General features: G+C 68.4%; 15 protein-coding genes and 1 riboswitch. Of the genes, 14 read left to right on the forward strand and 1 reads right to left on the reverse strand.

Features of this window, described 5'->3' with window-relative positions; all coding sequences use genetic code 11:
• Position 1: 1 nt before the first annotated feature.
• From GGQ91_RS17590 to GGQ91_RS17600, 3 genes are all read left to right on the forward strand, one after another.
• Positions 2-1,840: an AMP-dependent synthetase/ligase gene (locus GGQ91_RS17590; protein ID WP_182592524.1), complete on the forward strand. Its 1,839-nt coding sequence runs from the start codon at positions 2-4 to the stop codon at positions 1,838-1,840.
• A 426-nt stretch (positions 1,841-2,266) separates the two neighbouring features.
• Complete coding sequence (locus tag GGQ91_RS17595; protein ID WP_244538828.1) at positions 2,267-2,500, forward strand: hypothetical protein; 234 nt, start codon at positions 2,267-2,269, stop codon at positions 2,498-2,500.
• A gap of 40 nt (positions 2,501-2,540) precedes the next feature.
• Positions 2,541-3,191, forward strand: a complete 651-nt coding sequence (locus GGQ91_RS17600; RefSeq protein ID WP_182592525.1) for a BON domain-containing protein — start codon at positions 2,541-2,543, stop codon at positions 3,189-3,191.
• Positions 3,192-3,563: 372 nt separating this feature from the next.
• Here GGQ91_RS17600 and aqpZ read toward each other — a convergent pair whose 3' ends face one another.
• The gene (aqpZ, locus tag GGQ91_RS17605) at positions 3,564-4,298 is read right to left on the reverse strand and encodes an aquaporin Z (RefSeq protein ID WP_043350328.1); all 735 of its coding nucleotides are present in this window, start codon (positions 4,296-4,298) and stop codon (positions 3,564-3,566) included.
• A 367-nt stretch (positions 4,299-4,665) separates the two neighbouring features.
• On the opposite strand from aqpZ, the gene GGQ91_RS17610 reads away from it, so the two are divergent.
• The 11 genes from GGQ91_RS17610 (at position 4,666) to GGQ91_RS17660 (ending at position 19,726) form a co-directional block, all read left to right on the forward strand.
• The gene (locus GGQ91_RS17610; protein WP_043350331.1) at positions 4,666-5,277 is read left to right on the forward strand and encodes an HdeD family acid-resistance protein; all 612 of its coding nucleotides are present in this window, start codon (positions 4,666-4,668) and stop codon (positions 5,275-5,277) included.
• Between the two features lie 97 nt (positions 5,278-5,374).
• Positions 5,375-5,602 carry a hypothetical protein gene (locus GGQ91_RS17615; protein WP_246410745.1) on the forward strand — a complete coding sequence of 76 codons (228 nt, stop codon included), beginning with the start codon at positions 5,375-5,377 and terminating at the stop codon, positions 5,600-5,602.
• An 89-nt stretch (positions 5,603-5,691) separates the two neighbouring features.
• Positions 5,692-7,806: an alkyl/aryl-sulfatase gene (locus tag GGQ91_RS17620; RefSeq protein ID WP_182592527.1), complete on the forward strand. Its 2,115-nt coding sequence runs from the start codon at positions 5,692-5,694 to the stop codon at positions 7,804-7,806.
• A 94-nt stretch (positions 7,807-7,900) separates the two neighbouring features.
• On the forward strand, positions 7,901-8,950 hold the full coding sequence (locus GGQ91_RS17625; protein WP_182592528.1) for a patatin-like phospholipase family protein: 1,050 nt from the start codon (positions 7,901-7,903) through the stop codon (positions 8,948-8,950).
• Between the two features lie 330 nt (positions 8,951-9,280).
• Positions 9,281-9,481, forward strand: a complete 201-nt coding sequence (locus GGQ91_RS17630; protein ID WP_182592529.1) for a hypothetical protein — start codon at positions 9,281-9,283, stop codon at positions 9,479-9,481.
• Positions 9,482-10,047: 566 nt separating this feature from the next.
• A riboswitch (cobalamin riboswitch) is annotated at positions 10,048-10,254 on the forward strand.
• 236 nt (positions 10,255-10,490) lie between these two features.
• The gene (locus tag GGQ91_RS17635; RefSeq protein ID WP_343066809.1) at positions 10,491-12,578 is read left to right on the forward strand and encodes a TonB-dependent siderophore receptor; all 2,088 of its coding nucleotides are present in this window, start codon (positions 10,491-10,493) and stop codon (positions 12,576-12,578) included.
• The gene (locus GGQ91_RS17640) at positions 12,578-13,303 is read left to right on the forward strand and encodes an ABC transporter ATP-binding protein (protein WP_182592530.1); all 726 of its coding nucleotides are present in this window, start codon (positions 12,578-12,580) and stop codon (positions 13,301-13,303) included. Before GGQ91_RS17635 ends, GGQ91_RS17640 begins: the two co-directional genes overlap by 1 nt.
• A gap of 62 nt (positions 13,304-13,365) precedes the next feature.
• Positions 13,366-14,694, forward strand: coding sequence for a DUF3526 domain-containing protein (locus GGQ91_RS17645; RefSeq protein ID WP_182592531.1), 1,329 nt, complete (start codon positions 13,366-13,368; stop codon positions 14,692-14,694).
• A complete protein-coding gene (locus tag GGQ91_RS17650) occupies positions 14,691-16,178 on the forward strand; it encodes a DUF3526 domain-containing protein (RefSeq protein WP_182592532.1) in 1,488 nt (495 codons plus the stop codon). Before GGQ91_RS17645 ends, GGQ91_RS17650 begins: the two co-directional genes overlap by 4 nt.
• Before the next feature lie 259 nt (positions 16,179-16,437).
• Positions 16,438-17,589 (forward strand): acetyltransferase domain-containing protein, encoded by a 1,152-nt coding sequence (locus GGQ91_RS17655; RefSeq protein ID WP_343066810.1) that lies wholly within the window; start codon positions 16,438-16,440, stop codon positions 17,587-17,589.
• Between the two features lie 466 nt (positions 17,590-18,055).
• Positions 18,056-19,726, forward strand: a complete 1,671-nt coding sequence (locus GGQ91_RS17660; RefSeq protein WP_182592618.1) for a SulP family inorganic anion transporter — start codon at positions 18,056-18,058, stop codon at positions 19,724-19,726.
• Positions 19,727-19,907 lie beyond the last annotated feature (181 nt).

Here is a 19,907-nt window from a genome sequence, read left to right on the forward strand (position 1 = left end):
CATGTCGGGCCGCTCCGAGACACGGATCTGCGCAAAGCCGCCCGCGGACGCCTCGACGGGCACGATCCCCAGCCTTCTGCGAGCCCAGGCAACCCGCCGCCCGACGGCGGTGGCCTACGTGGCGCACGATCCTGCCGAGGGACGTTTTTCTGCGATCACATGGGCCGAGATGGCCGAGCGGGTCGCCGAACGGACGGCCGCCCTGGCCAGCGAGGCGCTCGAACCGGGCGCACGGGTCGCGCTCTGGCTGCCGAACGGGATCGAGTGGGTGGCCTTCGATCATGCGGCGCTCTCGCTCGGCCTCGTGGTGGTGCCGCTGTTTCCCGATGACGCTCCCGCCAATGCCGTCGACATCCTGGCGGATTCCGGCGCCCGCATCGTCGTCGTCCGCACGGCGGCGCAATGGGAGAGCCTCGGGGATCGCGCCCAGCTGCGCACCGGAGTTCAGCGCGTGATCGCGCTCGAGGAGCCGCGAGGAACCCGACCTTCCGATCCGCGCCTGCAGAGCCTGCGGTTCTGGCTCGCAGGCGCGCGTGGATCCGTGCTGACTCCTGCCGGGCGCGACCCCGATGCCCTCGCGACGATCGTCTACACGTCGGGGACCACCGGTCGCCCGAAGGGCGTGATGCTCTCGCACCGCAATCTGCTGGCGGTCGCGCAGGCTGTTCTCGACCGCAACCCCGGCTCGGATCGGGACGTGTTCCTGTCCTATCTGCCCCTCGCCCACATCTTCGAGCGTGTGGTCGGGTGCTATCTGCCGCTGATCCTCGGAGCGCCCGTCGTGTTCGCACGATCGGTGGCGCATCTCCAGGAGGACCTCCTGTTCGCACGCCCGACCATCCTGCTGGTGGTCCCGAGCGTGCTGGAACGTCTGCGCCACAGCGTGACGGAACGGGCGGAGCGGACGCCGCCGACGCGCTGGCTGCTGCGCGCAGCCCTGGCCCGAGGCTGGGCGCTCTTCGCGGCCCGGCGGGACGGACGGCGGCTCGGCCTTGCCCGGACCGTACTCGGCCTCCTGCTGCGCAGCCTGGTGGGGCGCCCCATCCGCCGCGCGTTCGGCGGTCGTTTGCGGCTCGCGGTCTCTGGAGGCGCCGTGCTTCCGGAGGATACCGCCCGGTTCTGCCTCAGCCTCGGCCTGCCCCTGGTCGAGGGATACGGCCTGACCGAGGCGGCCTCGGCGGTCACGGGATTTTGTCTCGGCGCCACGCGCCCGGGCCGGGTCGGCCCCGCACTTCCCGGAATGGAGATCCGCCTCGCGGCATCGGGGGAAATCCTCGTGCGCTCGCCAGGCGTGATGCTCGGGTACTGGCGCCGTCCGAACCTCACGGGCGAGGTCCTGCGTGACGGATGGCTGTATACGGGCGATCTCGGCACGCTGCAGGACGGCGATCTGTGCATCACCGGCCGGCTGAAGCAGATGATGGTCCTGTCGACCGGCGAGAAGATCTCGCCCGAGGCCGTGGAGGCCGCGATCTTGCGCGATCCCCTGTTCCGTCAGGCCATGGTCCTGGGCGAGGGCGAAGCGCGGCTGTCGGTCCTGGCGGTGGTCGATGCGGCGATGTGGACGCAGCTCGCGCAGGATCTGGGTCTCGATCCCGCGGCGGAGGACGCCCTCGATGACGCGCGTGCCCGACGGGCCGCTTTGGATCGGATCGCCGCGGCGCTGCATGACGGCCCCCGCGCTGCCCGGGTCCGGGCGGTGCGTCTGCTGCGGACGCCCTGGACTGTCGAGGACGGCCTCCTGACCCCCACGCTGAAGCTGCGCCGCGCCGTCCTCCTTGACCGGTTCGCCGGAACGGTGGCGGCCCTGCGCGGCGAGCCTGAACCGCCGCGCGCCTGAGCAAGTCTGGGTTCGCCGACACGATCCACCCCTGATGCGGCTCCTGTTCGCCACTCAGTACTTGTCCGTCAAAACCGCCTCGATCCCGTAACGCACCAGACGATCGCGCGATCTGACGCCCGATCGGATGCGGTGGGCAACTTCGAAGGCGATATGATTCTCGACAAGATATCGCGGAATCATAGGAAACTCGGACAAGAATCCGGTCAATGCGTCGAGGGCCTCTCTGTGGGCTTCGACAGCGAGTCGAATATCCGATGGCGACATCGCGATCCTCCTCCTGGCTTGAGAGTTTGATGCCGGAGACGGATGCGGCAGCGTTGATCCTGATCAATGTGTGCCGCGGTCGACTGCTTCACCGCTTCGACAGACGAAGAGCGCCGCCAGCGCCACGATGGACAGGCTCTCGGTGTCGCGCGAACCGGAATGCTGAAGACGATGGCAACGTTGAAAAAGGCCCGCGGAATTGATCAGCCCGAACGCCGGGCCACGGCGATCGCGAATGCCAACTGGTTCCGGGCCCGTGCCTGCCAGGCGCTCCGCGAGGGCCATCCGGACAGCAGGCTGCGCGCCGGCCGAGCCCGGGTGGCCGCACGGCTCGTGCTCGAGCGAGCGCGAGGCGAGGGCCTTCTGATGGATCAGGCGGCCGGCGCCGCCTGACCGGGAGCCGCGCGGCCCGCGCCGCCTCAGGAGGAACGCCATGACCGACAAGGCCCTGCGCCGGGCGGTGCTCGACGAACTCGACTTCGACCCCAGCCTGGACGCCGGGGATATCGGCGTCGCCGTCTCCGAAGGGGTGGTGACGCTCACTGGCCATGTCGGCAGCTACGCCGAGAAGGTGGAGGCGGAGCGCGCCGTGCGCCGCGTCCGGGGTGTGCGCGCCATCGCGCAGGAGATCGCGGTCCGTTACGCCGACGCGAAGAAGGTGGCCGACGACCAGATCGCCGCCCGGGCGCTGGCGATCATCGACTGGTCTGTGCATCTCCCGAAGGACGCCATCCAGGTCACGGTGAGCGGCGGCTGGATCACCCTGACGGGCGCCGTGCCCTGGCGCTACCAGTCGAGATCCGCCGAGGCCGTCGTGCGGCAGCTCTCAGGGGTGCTTGGCGTCACCAACCGGATCGCGATCGAACCGCGCGTTCCACCTGGGGCGGTCAAGGACAAGATCCTGGAGGCGTTTCGGCGAAGCGCGCTGTTCGAAGCCGACGCGATCAAGGTCACCGTCTCGGGCGACCGGGTCATTCTGGAGGGTGCCGTGACGGCCTGGGCGGAGCGCGATGCGGCCGAGCGTGCCGCATGGTCGGTGCCGGGCGTGCGCGCCGTCGAGGACCGCATCGTAGCCATGGCCTGAGCGGACAAGATGAGATGCACCGCGGCGCGGATTCGAGATCGATCCTCGATCCCGGAGACGAACGCGCGCGGCACCGATCCGTCTGGCGGACGGAAAGACACGAAGTGTTCGGACCGGGGGGCCTGTCCCGTCGCGTGACAGATCGCGAGCCGCTGAGGCGCGGTTCCCGGTGTCCGATCAAGGATCGCGCCGGCCTTCGATTCGACTGGCGAAGGCCGGCGCAGGGAGGAACATCCCGGGTGGTCCGGCCAAGTCACGTTCGGCGCATCGCGACGGCGCGCCGCGCGCAAAAATCGACATCGCGAAGAGAGACAGTGAATATGGTTTTTCAGCAAAGTTCTTGCCTGATTTCCCGGCGAGCGGTGCGTCGTCTCACTCCGCCGGGGCCGGAGGAGAGATGCCGGTCACTTGGACGGAGGGCTCCTCACTCAGCCAGCGATACAGAATCCCGCCGAGAACCCCACCGAAGATCGGGGCGACCCAGAACAGCCAGAGCTGGGTCAGGGCCCATCCGCCGACGAAGACCGCCGGTCCCGTGCTGCGCGCCGGGTTCACCGAGAGGTTCGTGACCGGGATGCCGACGAGGTGGACGAGGGTCAGGCACAGCCCGATGGCCAGCGGCGCAAAGCCGACCGGGGCCTTGCCGTGCGTCGCGCCCATGATGACGAAGACGAACATCATGGTGAGCACGACCTCGGTCAGGAGGCAGGCGGTCAGCGCGTATTGCCCCGGCGAATGCGCGCCATAGCCGTTGGCGGCGAAGCCCTTCTCGACGGAGAAGGCCGGCGCGCCGCTGGCGATGGCGTAGAGCACAGCCGCGGCGACGAGGCCGCCGACGACCTGGGCGATGACGTAGGCCGGGATGTCGTGGGCCGGAAACCGGCCTCCGGCTGCGAGTCCGCAGGTCACCGCCGGATTGAGGTGGCAGCCCGAGATGTGCCCGATGGCATAGGCCATGGTGACGACAGTCAGGCCGAAGGCGAGCGCGACGCCGAGGAGGCCGATTCCGACCTGCGGAAACGCGGCCGCGATGACGGCGCTCCCGCAGCCCGCGAAGGTGAGCCAGAACGTGCCAATGGCCTCGGCCGCGCACTTGCGGATATCCATGGAACCTCCTGCGGTCAGGCGAGGCGTTATTTCCGTGGCCCGCCCGACCGAGCGGATCGGATTATCCAGGGCCGGACCGCATCCTGCCGCGAAGGGAGGGGCCTCGATTTGAGCTAGATCAATCCCGCATCGCGGGTCTGGTCGCCGGCACCGGTCTCTTCGGTGCGGTGCCTCGGTCGATCCGCCGGTTTCTCCCGTGCTGCGCAGGCCATGCCGAGCCGTCGATCGACACCCGGGCCGTCGAGAACGGGGACCCGCGCCTTTGATTTGAATCAACGCCGTTCCGACCGAACGGGCGATTCAATCGGAAGTGATCGGACGGAATGGGGACAGCCTCCTCATCCACGGGTCCGACGGGAGGTGTCGTATGGGCGGAACGGTCACCTTTGGAACGCTGCAGACCGGAGCGGGGCGTGCCCGCGGATGGCTTCTCGCGGTCGGCAGCCTGCTGCTGATCCTCGGCATCGTGGGCCTCTTCATGGTGGTCAGCCTCACGATCGTCAGCACGCTCTGGTACGGCGTCCTCCTGATCGCGGCCGGGATCGCCGAGATCGCCGAGGCGCTCGCCAAGCCGTCGGAGGTCGAAGCGTGGCGATCCCGCGTCGTTCGGTTCTTCGCGGGCCTGCTCTACCTCGTCGGCGGTCTTTGGGCCGTCTTCCGCCCCCTCGAAGCGTCGCTCGCCCTCACGCTCGTCCTCGGGCTCACCCTGATCGCCTCCGGCGTGGCGCGCGCGCTCTGGGCCATCGTCCACACGACGCAGCTGTCGCGCGCCACGGTGATCCTGTTCGCCCTGCTCTCGATGCTCCTGGGCGCCGCCATCATTGCGCAATGGCCCTATTCGGGCCTGTGGGCGATCGGCCTCTTCGTATCCTGCGACCTGATCGCCGCGGGACTGTCATGGGCGTGGATCGGCCTCTTCGGCCCGCCGCCGGTCGCGCCGGCGCTCGCATCGCCCGGCAGCGGATCGGCGACCCGGTGAGCCGCATAGGCGAACGCCGATCTCCGTCGGCGCGGACGGGATCGGGTGGCAGAGCCAGGGACATCAGACCACGAGCCGGAGGATGGCAATGGAACCGATGGATCGTCGTGCCGTGCTGGGCAGTTTCTCGTCCGCCACCCTGGCGGCTGCGGGCCTGCTCATGGTGCCGGGTGCCGTCTACGCCGCGCCCCTGAGAATCGAGCCCCTCGACGATCCGAGCGGCACGCCTGTCGAAAAAGCACAGGCCGTCGTCGTCGTCCCGCGGCGGCGCCGCCGCAGGGTCTGCTGGTGGCGGCGCGGACGCCGGGTCTGCGCCTGGCGCTGACCGGTGCGCCGATGACCGGATCCGGCCGCCGCCGCCCGGCGACCCGGTCGTCCCACGGCAAGCCACCGCGTCCGGGATGGAGCAGACCGATGTCGACGCGCCGCGCCTTCATCAAGACTCTTCCCGCTGTCGGAGCCGCCTTCTCCGCAGCCGGATGCCTCCTGGCGGAAGCGCGCGCCGCGGGCGACGGGGAATCCCCGGCGGCATTCGCCGGTCCGGAGCACTTCCATCCGAAAGGCAAACCGCCGTCGTCGTTCACCCGCGCCGTGCTCCGGCAGGCCCGCACGCGCCTGCCGTTCGCGGACGACACGGATTTCGAGGAGCAGCGGCGCGGGCTGATCGCCCCCATGGCCGACGGGATCATCCGGGCCGACGATGGTCACGTCGCCTGGGACATGCAGCAGTTCCAGTTCTTGGAGCAGCAGGACGAATTCGACAGTATCCATCCGTCTCTGCTGCGCATCTCGCGTCTCAACAACAATCACGGGCTCTACGAGGTCGTCCCCGGCATCTATCAGGTCCGGGGGTTCGATCTCTCGGACCTCACCATCGTGCGGGGACGGACGGGTTGGATCGTGTTCGACCCCCTCGTCAGCCAGGAGACCGCACGCGCCGCCTGGGCGCTGTTCCAGACGCATGTGGGCGAGGGGCGGCCGATCTCGGCCGTGATCTACTCGCATACGCATGGCGATCATTGGGGCGGCGTGCGCGGGATCCTCAAGGAGGAGGACGTGCGGTCCGGCGCCGTGCCGGTGATCGCGCCGGCCGATTTCCTCGTCCATACCGTGGCGGAGAACGTCTACGCCGGCAACGCCATGAACCGGCGGCTGTTCTACCAGTACGGGCTGCTCCTGCCGGCGGCGCCGCACGGCTATGTCGGACAGGGCCTGGGACAGCGCGTCTCGGCCGGCACCACAGGTCTGATCGCCCCGACGCGCTACGTGGAGAAGCCGATCGAGACCTTCGAGGTCGACGGCATCCCGATGGTCTTCCAGAATACGCCGAACACGGAAGCGCCGCGGGAGATGAACACCTACATCCCGGACCGGAAGGCGCTCTGGATGGCGGAGAACGTCATCGCGTCCCTGCACAACATCTACACCCTGCGCGGCGCCCCGGTGCGCGATCCGCTCAACTGGTCGAAATACATCAACGCGGCGCTGTACCGGTTCGGCTGGGAGGCCGAGGTAATGTTCGCCTCCCACCACTGGCCCCGCTGGGGCAATGCGCGGATCCAGGCGGTTCTGCGGGCGCAGCGCGACCTCTACGCCCACATGAACAATCAGGTGCTCCACCTCGCCAACCAGGGCGTGACGATCAACGAGATCCACAAGGTCTACGCGCTGCCGCAGAGCCTACAGCAGACGTGGCATTGTCGCGGCTATCACGGGTCGCCGGAGCACAACAGCCGGGGCGTGATCCAGCGCTATCTCGGATTCTGGGATTGCAACCCGGCGACGCTGATTCCGCTCGCCCCGTCGGAGAGCGCCCCCCTCTACGTCGACATGATGGGCGGTGCGGAGACGATCCTCGCCCGGGGAAAGCGGCTGCACGACGCGGGCCAGTATCTGCTGGCCCAGGAGATCGTGAACAAGCTCGTCCAGGCCGAGCCGCAGAACCAGGCCGCCAAGGACCTCCTCGCCGACATCTTCGAGCAGATCGGCTACCAGCAGGAGAATCCCAGCCTGCGCAACTGCTTCCTGGCCGGCGCCTACGAGCTGCGCTCCGGCATCCCGGAAGGCGCGACGGCCAGTTCGAGCAGCCCCGACGTGGTGCGGGCGATGCCGACCGAGCTCTTCCTGAACTTTCTCGGCATCCGCATGGACAGCCGCAAGGCGGAGGGGATGCGCTTCACCATCAATCTGATCACGCCGGACAACGGCGAGCGGTTCATCGTCGAATTGGAAAACGCGACGCTGACCAACATCCCGGGTTTCCAGGCCGAGAAGCCCGATCTCACCCTGACCATCAACCGGTCGGATCTCGAGCAGACGATGATCGGCGCCAAGACCCTGGAGGCGCAGATTGCCGACGGGACCGCGCAGGTCGAGGGCGACGCCGGCCTCCTGAGCCGGCTGGCCGCCACGATGGTGACGTTCGACCCGCGATTCGAGATCCTGCCCGGCACCAAGGTGCGCGGCGCCGCCAATCGCGTGCAGTCCGACCCGTATCGGGCCGATTCCGGCGAGGCGGTCGCCGAGTAGACGGCGAAAGCCGCTCTTGCTCCGCAGCCGGTCGCGGTCCGGGATGGCGGCAGGGCGACGGAAGAGGTGCTTACGGGATGAGGGTATCGGTCCCATGTCGGATGAGGCGATCACGGCGGGCAGGCGGGGGCGGGATCCGGTCCTGATCGATCTGGCCCTGCAGGGCGGCGGCGCGCACGGCGCCTTCACATGGGGGGTCCTCGATCGCCTGCTCGAGGAGCCCTGGCTGAGCATCGACGGCATTTCCGGGACGTCGGCCGGTGCCATGAACGCAGCCGTCCTCATCGACGGCTACGAGCGGGACGGGGCCACCGGTGCGCGCGCGGCACTCCAGACCTTCTGGGACGCCGTCTCGCGCGCGGCCCGGTTCAGCCCGCTGCAGCGCAGCCCGCTCGACGTGATACTGGGCCGCTGGACGCTCGATTCCGCGCCTCTGTATCTGGCCGCGGACCTGATGGCGCGGGTCTTCTCCCCGTATGACCTCAATCCGCACGACTTCAACCCGCTCAGACAGATCCTGGACTCGCGGCTGGATTTCGAGCGTATCGCACGGAGCCGGATCAAGCTCTTCGTCACCGCGACGGATGTTCATACGGGCCGGGGCCGGGTGTTCCGCAACGCCGAGGTCACGGCCGACGTGCTCCTCGCCTCGGCATGCCTGCCGACCCTGTTCCAGGCGGTGCGGATCGACGGTGCCTCTTACTGGGATGGAGGCTATTCCGGAAACCCGACGATCACCCCCCTGGTCCGCGAATGCGAGTCGCGCGATACGATCATCGTGCAGATCAATCCGGTCGAGCGCAGACAAGCGCCGACCTCGGCCCGGGAGATCCTCAACCGGCTCAACGAGATCTCCTTCAACGCGGTCCTGCTCAAGGAACTGCGGATGATGGCCTTGCTGCGGCAGGTCGCGCCCACGGACAATTCCGAGTGCGCACGATGGGCGGCCATGCGCATGCACCGCATCGCCAGCGACGTTGTCGCCGAGCTGGGCTCGTCCTCGAAGCTCAATGCGGAATGGGCATTCCTGACGATGCTTCGGGACGAGGGACGCCGGAGCGCCGCGACGTTCCTGACCGATCATGGGCCGGATCTAGGCCGGCGTCCGTCCTTCGACCTCGACCGACTGCTCGAAGGCGTCTGACGCAGCCGGAACGCTCCGTCGCGTGGCAGAGCTCGCAGAACTTGATCAAAATCAAGGCGCCTATATTGATTTATGACTTATATTTATTTAATATAAATACAGCATGTGTTCCATTTATCAGTCTTGCGCGTTGCAGATCGACGATATCTTGTCAGACTAAATGGGCCTCTGCCCAAGCCTCTTCACACCGGTTCACGCGCATGATCGGCGCGGCACTTCGCAGTCGGACCGGCCCGATTCCGGGGGAGCACCTTCACACCGAAGACCGCTCGTCGCATCCGGCCGGCCCCGGAAACGGCCCGGCGCCCACAGACAGAGGAGTGAACGCTTATGCACACGATCCGGGCTCTTCGCGCGGCGCTGGCCGCCTTACCCCTGTTGACCTTCGCGACGTTCGCGGACGCGACGGCCGCTGGCCCCGCACCGGGCAAGGCGCTGGCCGGACCGACGGTGTCGGAAGCCAGGGTCACCATCGGCCGTCACAAGGCACTTCCGAAGAAGAAGCGTATCCATCGCGAGCGGAAGATGTAGGGGCGATCGAGCGACCGCAAATGCATGACTGACTTGACCGGCTGGCTTAGAACCGAACCGATCGAGAGCATCTGCCCGGTGCAAAGCCAGCCTGTCAGGGTATCGGGTTCGCACCGAACGAGAAGTTTTGGCACGGGGCCACCGCGACCGCGGCGATGACGCATGCCGCGATCCAAGGCTGGACGGCAAGGCCGGCCCTGAGATGGAGCGGGTCACCGAAGGACCGTATGCCGGGTCATGAGCTCGGGCCGCGCGTTCCGCAGTCAGCAACACGATGCCAAGAGCGTTCCGTCGGATTTCCATTCAGCTGAGACGCTCGGCGCCCAGCGGCGCATGAAACAGGGCGTCGATGACCGCTCGTCCGTTCGGTTCAGCATAGCGCATATCCAGCCGCCATCGGCCCGCCGATCTCATTCGGACCCGCGTCGTCCGAGCCCAATCCGGTCCATCACCGCAACGTGAGAGCCGTAAATTCCATCGGGGATCCGACTGTGTCCATAGCGCCACACGTAACGTAACACTGTTACAAAGTTTGTCAGGCCCGTTGACCGGATGCGCGCCGGTGGCGAATATCGTCCAGCCAAGGTTCTTCGGGTCCCGGCCCGGAGCTAAGACGGGAATTCGGTGCGCTTTTCGGAGCGAATCCGAAGCTGCCCCCGCAACTGTGAGCGGCGAGCGCCTGCCACCGATGACCACTGGTGCTTGCACTGGGAAGGTCCGGCGGGCGCTTTGACCCGTGAGCCAGGAGACCTGCCTTCGGCACGATGACGTCCCTCGGGCGGGGTGCCCCGGCGGAGCGCGCGGTGTCGCCGTCTCGTGGGCGACGCTGCCCGTATCCCCGTGGCCTCCACCCGGCAACAGCGAGTGTGTGGTGGCGACCTCCGAACGTCCGTCTCTCGGCGAGCCTGCGCGGTTTTCAGCGCCATCAGCGCGTCGTCCGCGGACTCCGCATCGCGGTCGGCGGCTGGCGCTCGCCGCTGTCCTCTCGGCCGGGCTTCCGATCGAGGACGTGCGGGCGCAGGAGAGCGTGACGTTGGAGGAACTCTCGGTCGAGCAGGTCGGGGAGGGTGCCGGCCGCACGACGGCCTCCGGGCGCGGCACCATCGGCCTGATCGGTCCGACGCCGGGATACGGAGCGGGCACGGCCGTCAGCGCCACGCGCACCGCCACTCCGCAGATCGACGTGCCGGTGGCCGTGTCCGTGGCGCCGCGGGAGACGATCACCGACCTCGCCGCCACCCGCGTAGACCGGGCGTTCAACTATCTGCCCGGCGTCGCCCAGCAGAACAATTTCGGGGGTCTCTCGATCTTCAGTTACGCCATTCGTGGTGTGACGACCTCGGAGATCTACAAGAACGGTTTCCCCCTCAATCGCGGGACCCCGCCTCCGCCCGACGCGCAGAACATCGAACGCATCGAGGTGCTCAAGGGACCGGGGGCGGCCCTGTTCGGACGCAGCGATCCCGGCGGGCTCGTCAACCTCATCACCAAGCAACCCACCGCCGAACGGTTCGTCGAGTTCGGCAATCAGGTCGATTCGTTCGGTCTGACCCGCGGCACCATCGATGCCGGCGGTGCCCTGAACGCGGACGGGACGGTCCTCTATCGTTTCAATCTCGCCGCACAGGGGGCCGGCAGCTTCCGCGACTTCGTGGACAGCGACCGGCTGCTCGTGGCTCCAGTGGTGAGTTGGCAGGTCACGCCGGACACACGCGTTACGGTCGAGACCGAGTTCGTGAAGAACCGCATCGTCTTCGACCGGGGCGTGATCGCGCTCAACCGCCAGCTCGGCTTCCTGCCGCTCTCGCGGTTCCTCGGCGAGCCCGTTCAGAGCACCTACCAGAACAACAATTCGCTGCAGGTCCGCGTCGATCATCGCTTCGATGAGAACTGGCAGATGCGGCTCGCCGCTTACTTCAACACCGGCGATCTGGAAGGGGAATCGGCGGAGATCCGCGGAATCGCCGCCAACAACCGCACCGTCTTTCGCGACCGCAACGTGCGCGACTATCGCTGGGACGTGGCGGTCGGTCAGGCCGACCTGATCGGGCGGTTCGATACGGGCGGCATCGGCCACACGCTCCTCCTCGGCATGGACCGGGAGAGCACCGACAGCCGGACGGTCTATCTGCGCTCGAACTTCCGCACGAGCCCCTTCGCCCTCGACATCTATTCGCCGGTCTACGGACAGGCGCTGCCGCCGATCACCATCCCACGCAACAATATCGAGCGCATCACCAATACCGGCCTCTATGCGCAGGACGAGATCGTCCTGAGCCCGGAATGGCGGGCGCTGATCGGCCTTCGGCTCGACATCTTCGAGCAGAGCTTCCGCGAGCGCGTGGTGCGCAGCCAAGTGGACCAGTCACGGGTCGCGGCCTCGCCCCGGGCGGGCCTGGTCTACCGGCCGATCCCGGAACTCGCCTTCTATACCAATGTCGGCACGAGCTTCCGGCCGAATATCGGCACCGACGCCGCCGCCGTCACGCGCGGCACGGCGCTGCCGCCCGAGACCGGCCTCGGCTACGAGGTCGGCGCCAAGTCCGAGTTGTTCGGCGGCAATCTGCTCCTCACCGCCGCTGCCTTCCGCGTGGAGCGGGAGAACGTGCTCACGCCCGACCCGGCGAATACCGGCTTCTCCCTCGCGGCCGGCGCCGTGCGCAGCCAGGGCTTCGAGCTGACGGCTCAAGGACAGATCACGCCGGAACTGAAGCTCCTGGCCGGCTACGTCTATGCCGATGCCCGCGTTACCAAGGACAACGTGCTTCCGGTCGGCGCCCCCCTGGTCAACGTGCCCCGCCACTCCGGCAGCCTGCTCGCGGTCTACGAGCCAGCAGGCGCGTGGCGCGGCTTCGGGATCGGCGGCGGCGTGCGCGGCGTGGGCGAGCGGGCGGGCGACGCGGCGGGGTCCGGCTTCACCCTGCCGGGCTTCATCGCGGTCGATGCGCTGGCCTATTACAAATTCGGCAACGCCCGCGTGGCGCTCAACATCGAGAATATATTCGACACCGATTACTACGAGAGTTCACTGAACGTATTCCGCGTCTATCCGGGCTCGCCCCGTCGCATCACGGGCTCCGTGACGGTGCGGTTCTGATGGCGGTTGAGCCGGTGTTGGCGCTCGGCCGCGTCGTCAAGCAGTTCGGAGGCAGGACCGCCCTCAGCGGTCTCGACCTCACCCTGCGCGCGGGTGAGGTCTATGCCCTGCTCGGTCCCAACGGTGCCGGAAAGACCACCACGATCAACCTCATCCTCGGCTTCCTGAAGGCCGATGCGGGGGAGGTCCGGGTCTGCCGGATCGATGCAGGGACGGATCCCATCGCTGCCCGGGCGCGCACCGCCTACATCCCGGAGCAGGTGGCCCTTTATCCGGGGCAATCGGGATTGGAGAATCTCCGTTACTTCGCGACCCTCGCCGGTCTCGCGATCGATCGGGCGGAGGCGGAGACGCATCTCGCGGCGGCCGGCCTGGCGCCCGAGGCCTGGTCGCGGCCCGCCTCCGGCTATTCGAAGGGGATGCGCCAGAAGGTCGGCATCGCCATCGCGCTCGCGCGAAAGACCCGGCTGCTGCTGCTCGACGAGCCGACATCCGGCCTCGACCCGTCGGCGGCGGCGGCCTTCTCCGGGACGGTGCGGGCGGCGGCGGAGCGCGGCACGGCGGTGCTGATGGCGACCCACGACCTCTACCGCGTGCGCGAGATGGCCGACCGGGTCGGCGTGCTGGCGGGCGGGCGCGTCGCCGAGGAGATCGATCCGAGGCGCTACGCGCACACCGATCTGGAACGCCTCTACATCGCGCGCCTGTCGGGGGCGGTCACGTGAGGCGCGTCCGCGCGGAGTTGGCGTTGCTGTGGCGGGACGCGCGCGTCCGCTGGATCGGCGGCATGCTCGTCCTGCTCCTGATGGTCACGGGCCTCGGCGCCTGGCAATCCGCCCGCGATTACGGTGCCGAGGTCGCGCGGGTCACGGCCGCAGAGCGGGCCCGCTGGCTCGGGCAGGATGCCAAGAACCCGCATTCCGCCGATCATTACGGCTTGTGGGTGTTTCGCCCGTCGTCGCCCCTCGCCATCTTCGATCCCGGCACCGAGCCCTATACCGGCCGGATGGTGCGGATCGAGGCGCACCTATTCAACGATGCGGTCTACCGCGCCGTGCAGGATGCCGGCCCCTTCGACCGGGCCGGCCTCTCCGATGTCTCCGATGTCGTCGGCCTCGTCGTTCCCCTGGTGGCGCTTCTCCTCGGCTTTGCCGCCTTCGCGGCGGATCGCGAGCGCGGTACCCTGCGCCTCGCCCTCGGCAACGGCGCGCCGCCCGGCCCACTCTTTGCCGCCCGCTTCACCGCACTGACCCTCGTCCTTGCGGTCCTGGTCTGCCTGCCCCTCCTCACGCTCGGCGGCGTGGCCATCGCGAGCCTCGGCACCGCGGGTTGGCAGGCTTGGCCGCGCCTCCTCGTCTGGGTCGCGGTGCAGGCCCTCTACGGTGCCGTCTTCCTGCTCATCGCGATGATCGCCTCGCTGCTGGCCCGCACGGCGCGAGGAGCCTTGACGATCTCCCTCGCGATCTGGATCGCGCTGTGCCTCGTCGCGCCACGGCTCGCGACTGCAGGCATGGAGATGGTCTCGCCCGCCCCGTCCTATCGCGAGACCCGGCTGCGGATCGACGGGGACCTGCGTCCCCATAAATCCGCCGAAGCCAGCGATGCGCGAGCGCAGGCGACGCTCGCCCGCTACGGCGTGAGCGATCAGCAGGAACTCCCTGTGGATCTGCGTGGCCTCATCATGGTGGAGAACGACCACCATGCCTTCGCGGTCTACGACCGGGAACTCGGGGCCTTCTTCGCGGCCCTGGCTGCGCGGGATGCCGCGTTCGGCTGGGCGGGCCTGCTCTCGCCGCGCGTCGCCCTCCAGCGTGTGTCGGAAGGCCTTGCGGGGACCGATTTCGTTCAGCACGCCCATTTCGTCTGGTCTGCCGAGGCTTACCGGCGGGCGATCTCGGAGCGCATGAATGCCGAGATCCGCGACAACCCACAGCGCGACGGGCGCGCCATGCTGGCGGGGCCGGAATTGTGGCGCGAAATTCCGCCCTTTGCCTTTGCGCCCCTGCCGCTGTCGCGGTCCCTCGCCGAGATCCGGGTCCCGGCCCTCCTGCTCGGTCTGTGGCTGGCGCTGCTCGCCGCCGGGAGCATCCCCCTGATCCGCAGGCTGGCCCCGTGAGCCAATCGCGCTTTCTCCCACTGCTGAGGACCGAACTGCGCCTGATTCTTCGCGAGCGGCTGACCTGGGCGATCCTCGCCGCGCTCCAGGTGGCCCTCTGCCTCGGGGGCCATACCGGTGCCCAGCGTGTGGCGGGCGAACGGGCCGCGATCGCGCAAGCCTCGGACGATGCCGCGCGCTCCCTTCGAGACGCTAAGGAGGCCGCCGCCCGCTACGCCGTGCCGCGTGCGATGACGGTCAATTACTGGCAGGATCCGACCCACGCCTTCGGCTACATGCACTACTTCCTCGCCGCCTACGCCGTGAAGCCGCCGACGCCCCTGGCCGTGCTCTCTGCGGGGCAGAGCGAGATCCAGCCCGCCGTCATGAAGACGAGCTTCGGCTTCAGCACCGTCTTCGAGGACACGGCCTACGAACTGGGATCCTCCGCCGCGCTGAGGCTCGGGCCCTTCGACCTCGCCTTCGTCCTCATCTACCTCGTTCCCCTGGCGGTGATCGCCATCGCGGGAACGCGCCTCGCCGCCGAGCAGGATGCCGGGATCCTCCGCCTCATCGCGGCCCAGCCCGTACACCCCCGGATCGTCGCGGGCGCGAAGTTCGGCGCGGCAGCGCTCATCCTCGTCGCCGCCGTGATCGGGGGGACGGCGTTGGCCCTGGCGCTGGCGGGATGGCGGGACCTCCCTCCGGGCTGGGCCACGACCCTCGCCCTGTTGGCCGCCGCGCTCTGCGCCTATGTCGTGCTCTGGGTCGCCGCCTGTGCCCTCGCCGCCAGCCTATGGCGCGGGGCTGTGGCGTCGCTGACGATCCTCGTGCTGACCTGGGCCTGCGTGACCGTTGTCCTGCCGGCCCTCCTCGGTCTCGCGGTGGACAAACTGGCGCCGCCCCCCTCGCGGATCGCCGCCATCGACGCCAGCCGCCAAGTTCAGGATGCCTTCTACCGGGGCGACGAGGCGGCGAAAGTCACGGCCGCATGGCTGACGGCGCGGTTGCCCGGCACCACGGACCGACCCGACTTGCGCGAGACGCCGCAAATCAACCGGCTGGCCCGGGACGCGTTCTACGAGACGACGCTCGCCCCCTACCGCGCAGGGATGCAGGCCCGCGCAGAGGGCGCCGCGGCCTGGAGCGCACGCCTGGCTCTTCTGTCTCCGGCGACGACGCTCGCCCTCACGCTCGACACGGCGGCGGGCACCGACGCCGCCCGCCACGCCGCCTTTCTCGCTTCAGCCTCCGAGTACCGCCGGAGCCTGCGCGCCTTCTTCGAACCGCGCATCCTGGCGCAGGAGCTGCGGCCGGCGGCCGTCTGCGCAGGCTGCCCGGCGCGCCTCGATTTCGACGCCTACGATGCCGTGCCGCGCTTTCCGACTGTGATCGCGGCAGACGCAGCGCGATGGCAGGCCGCGCTCAGTGCGCTCACCCTGTGGGGCGTGGCATTGGCTCTGGCCGGGCTGGCCTTCCGCCGCTTCGCGATATGGTCCGTATGAGCGCTGTCGCGACGTCGGCTGCCCGCCCGGATTTTGAGACGCGGCCCGGCGATGCAGAACGTCGAGCCGCGTCGCTCCGCGCGCATTGGTCCAGGCACGCGTCGAAGCGGCGACTGGCGGCTCTCGTGCGCGAGCGGCCGTACACCCCGGTGGGATTTGCCGGCGGATTGAGCCGTCGCGGCTTCTGCATGCTCCGCGGGGGCACCGTCTGGACCCCGGCCGCGCGCCCAAATCTGCTTTGCCGTCTTGAGGACCAGTCGTGACGACCACGGACGTGAAGCGCCCGCCGCGCATCCTCTCGATCGACGCCTTGCGCGGGCTGGTGATGCTCCTGATGCTCGTCGACCACGTGCGGGAGTTCTTCTACCTTCATGCGCAGGTCCGAGACCCCATGGATCTCGCCGCGACGCCGCCGGACCTGTTCCTGACGCGGGCGTCCTCGCACCTCTGCGCTCCGCTCTTCATCCTGCTCACCGGCCTTTCGGCCAGACTCTATGGGCAGAAGCACGGTCCGCGAGCGACCGCCGCCTTCCTGCTCAAGCGCGGGCTGCTCCTGATCCTGCTGGAAGTGACGCTCGTCAATGTCGCCTGGGCCGGCAGCTTCTCGCCGCCGATCCTTTATCTGCAGGTGATCTGGGTGATCGGCCTGTGCATGGTGGCGCTGGCCGCGTTGCTCTGGCTGCCGCGGGTTCTCCTCGTGACCGGAGCCTTGGCACTCATGCTTGGTCATAACCTGCTCGACGGGCTCGTGCTCCAAGCGGACGAGCCGGGCTACGTGCTCTGGTCCATCCTGCACCAGCGCGGGATGATCGCGTTGCCCTGGGGCGGCGTGGCGCGGACTTCGTACCCGCTCCTGCCGTGGATCGGCGTGATCGCGGCAGGCTACGCGCTCGGGCCGCTTTTCACGGGAGCGGTCAACGAAACGCGCCGTCGCGCCTGGCTCGTCGGGCTCGGGGCGGCCGCCCTCGTCGCCTTCCTCGTCCTGCGCGGGCTCAACGGTTACGGCGAACCGGTGGCGTGGCAGCCCGGCCGCACGCCCCTCGCCACCGCGCTGTCCTTCGTCAATCTGACCAAGTACCCGCCGTCCGCCGATTTCCTGCTGCTGACGCTCGGGCTGGGCCTCTGCCTGCTGACGTTGTTCGAGGTGGTTCCGGCGCGGCTCGTCGGCTGGCTGTGCGTCTTCGGCGGCGCGCCGCTGTTCTTCTACCTGCTCCACCTTGCGCTCCTGCGTCTCCTGTATGACGGAGCCGCGACGGCCGGTCTGGTTGGGGCCTCGGGACGGGTCGAGGCTGGCTCACCGGCGGCGCTCTGGCTCATCGCCGCCGCTGTCAGCATTCCCCTCTGGGTGGCCTGCCGTTCGATGGTACGGCTGAAACGATCCGGGAGATGGCCGGCTTTGAGCTATCTTTGAGAGCACGAAGATCGTCCCAGTTAGAGCAGAGAGCGGGACGACGGACGTCCCATTGGTGACGGATAACCCAACAGATGCGGGGGAGGGGCCTGGCCGGCATCGTCCGACGGCGCAGGGTCTGCACCGCGGGTCGCGATCCGGCGGCGGCCGCGTCTGCCAGTCCGGCCGAGGGTCGCAAGACCTGGGCAACCGCGACACCGAGCGCCTTCCCGATATGGGGATCGGCCTGGGCGAGACCGAGGTGAACCATCGACGCGGGCCGTGGCGGATGCTGCTGTCGGCTGCCGGCGCGACAGTCTCGGTCTTCACCACGCCCGACTTCGCGGATCGAACGCGATCCATTACTCAATTGAGGAAAGTTCTCAAGACAAGAATCCGGCCGAAGCTGCGCGGCGTCATGTGCGGGAATCGTCCAAGCACTGGTAGAATCGATCCTCGTGCCCACGCCGAACGCGGAGGAGCGCACATGAAGGGCTTCGGTTCGACGCCACATCCAGTCCGGAAAGACGCGCCAAGGGAGATTCGGCTCGACGTGGTGGCAGGCCTTACGGCTGCGGCCGTCGTCCTGCCCAAGGCGATGGCTTTCGCCACCGTGGCTGGACTGCCGGTGGCGGTCGGTCTCTATACGGCTTTCGTTCCCGCGCTCATCTACGGTCTTCTGGGCTCGTCCCGCGTGCTCAGCGTCAGCTCGACGACGACACTGGCCATCTTGACCGCGGCAGAACTCGGCAGCGTGGTCCCTGACGGCGATCCGGCGAAGCTCGTCACCGCGACGGCGACGCTGACGGCACTTGTCGGAATTCTGCTCCTCGCGGCCAGACTGCTGAAGCTGGGCTTCGTCGCCAGCTTCATCTCGCTGCCGGTGCTCACGGGCTTCAAGGCCGGCATCGGAGCCGTCATTCTGCTGGACCAAGCTCCCAAGCTCCTCGGGCTGCACGTCGCGAAACAGTCCTTCCTTGCGGACGTGGTGAGCCTCGTTCAGCACCTGCCCGCAACCTCCCTGCCGACTTTGGCCGTCGCAGGGACCACGCTGACCGTGCTCGTCGGGATGGAATGGCTCAAGCCGCACGCGCCAGCCCCTCTGGTCACGGTGGCGGCTGCCCTCATTGCCTCATGGCTGCTGGATCTCGGCGCCGCGGGCGTGTCGACCGTCGGGACAATCCCGCAGGGCCTGCCCTCTTTCAGCCTGCCCGACCTAGCGCTCGCTCAAGCACTCCTGCCGGGCGCGATGGGCATCGCCCTGATGAGCTTCACGGAGAGCATCGCCGCGGCACGGGCGTTCGTGAGGCCCGGCGATCCGCCGCTGGATGCCAATCGCGAACTGGTCGCCACGGGCTTGGCGAACCTGGGGGGAGCCCTGCTCGGGGGCATGCCGGCCGGCGGCGGAACGTCTCAGACCGGTGTCGTCCGAGCCGCTGGCGGCAGGACACAAGTGGCCTCGCTCGTGACGGCCGGGGCGGCTCTCGCCACGATGCTGTTCCTGGCTCCGATCCTCAGTCTCCTGCCGCAGGCGACCCTCGCGGCGATCGTCATCGTCTACTCAGCCAGCCTCATTCAGCCGGAGGAGTTCCGGGCCATCTACCACGTACGGCACATGGAATTCCGCTGGGCGATTGTGGCGGCACTCGGCGTGCTCGTCTTTGGAACACTCCAGGGCATTGTCGTGGCGATCGTGCTCTCGCTCCTCGGCCTTGCCCTCCAGACCGCCCATCCGCGGGTCTCGATCATTGTCCGCAAGCGGGGGGCCGATGTCCTGCGCCCCCTGTCTCCGGAGCACCCCGACGACGAGACGTTCGAGGGCCTTCTGATCCTGCGTCCCGAAGGCCGCCTCTATTTCGCCAACGCGCAGAACGTGGCCGATCGGATCCGGGCGCTGGTCGCCGACCGTGCGCCACGCATCGTCGCCCTCGACCTCAGCCGTGTGCCAGACATCGAGTATTCGGCGCTGCAGATGCTGCAGGAGGGCGTACGGCGGACCGACGTGACGGTCTGGCTCGTGGACCTCAATCCGAGCGTCCTCGACATGGTGCGGCGCGCTGGCCTGGATCAGGAACTCGGTCCGGATCGCCTGCTGTTCAACACGCGGGCAGCCATCGCGCGATACAGGGAGCTTCATCCGCGTTCGGCGCCGGACTAGCGTTTCATCCGATCTGGCCGGATCGTCAGAGTCGGAGCCTGCGGCCGCGGGAAAGTTGCGGCACTCGGCCGTGGAGAAGCGCCTGGGAACAGGCGTGTGATGGTGTCCCAGAAGGCGCTGATTCCGCGGGCTGCTTCGGCGCGTGGTCTGGCCGTGAGCGGGGCGAAGACGAGTCCGATCG

It is taken from the genome of Methylobacterium fujisawaense (genome assembly GCF_014138435.1).
Classification (GTDB): domain Bacteria; phylum Pseudomonadota; class Alphaproteobacteria; order Rhizobiales; family Beijerinckiaceae; genus Methylobacterium; species Methylobacterium fujisawaense.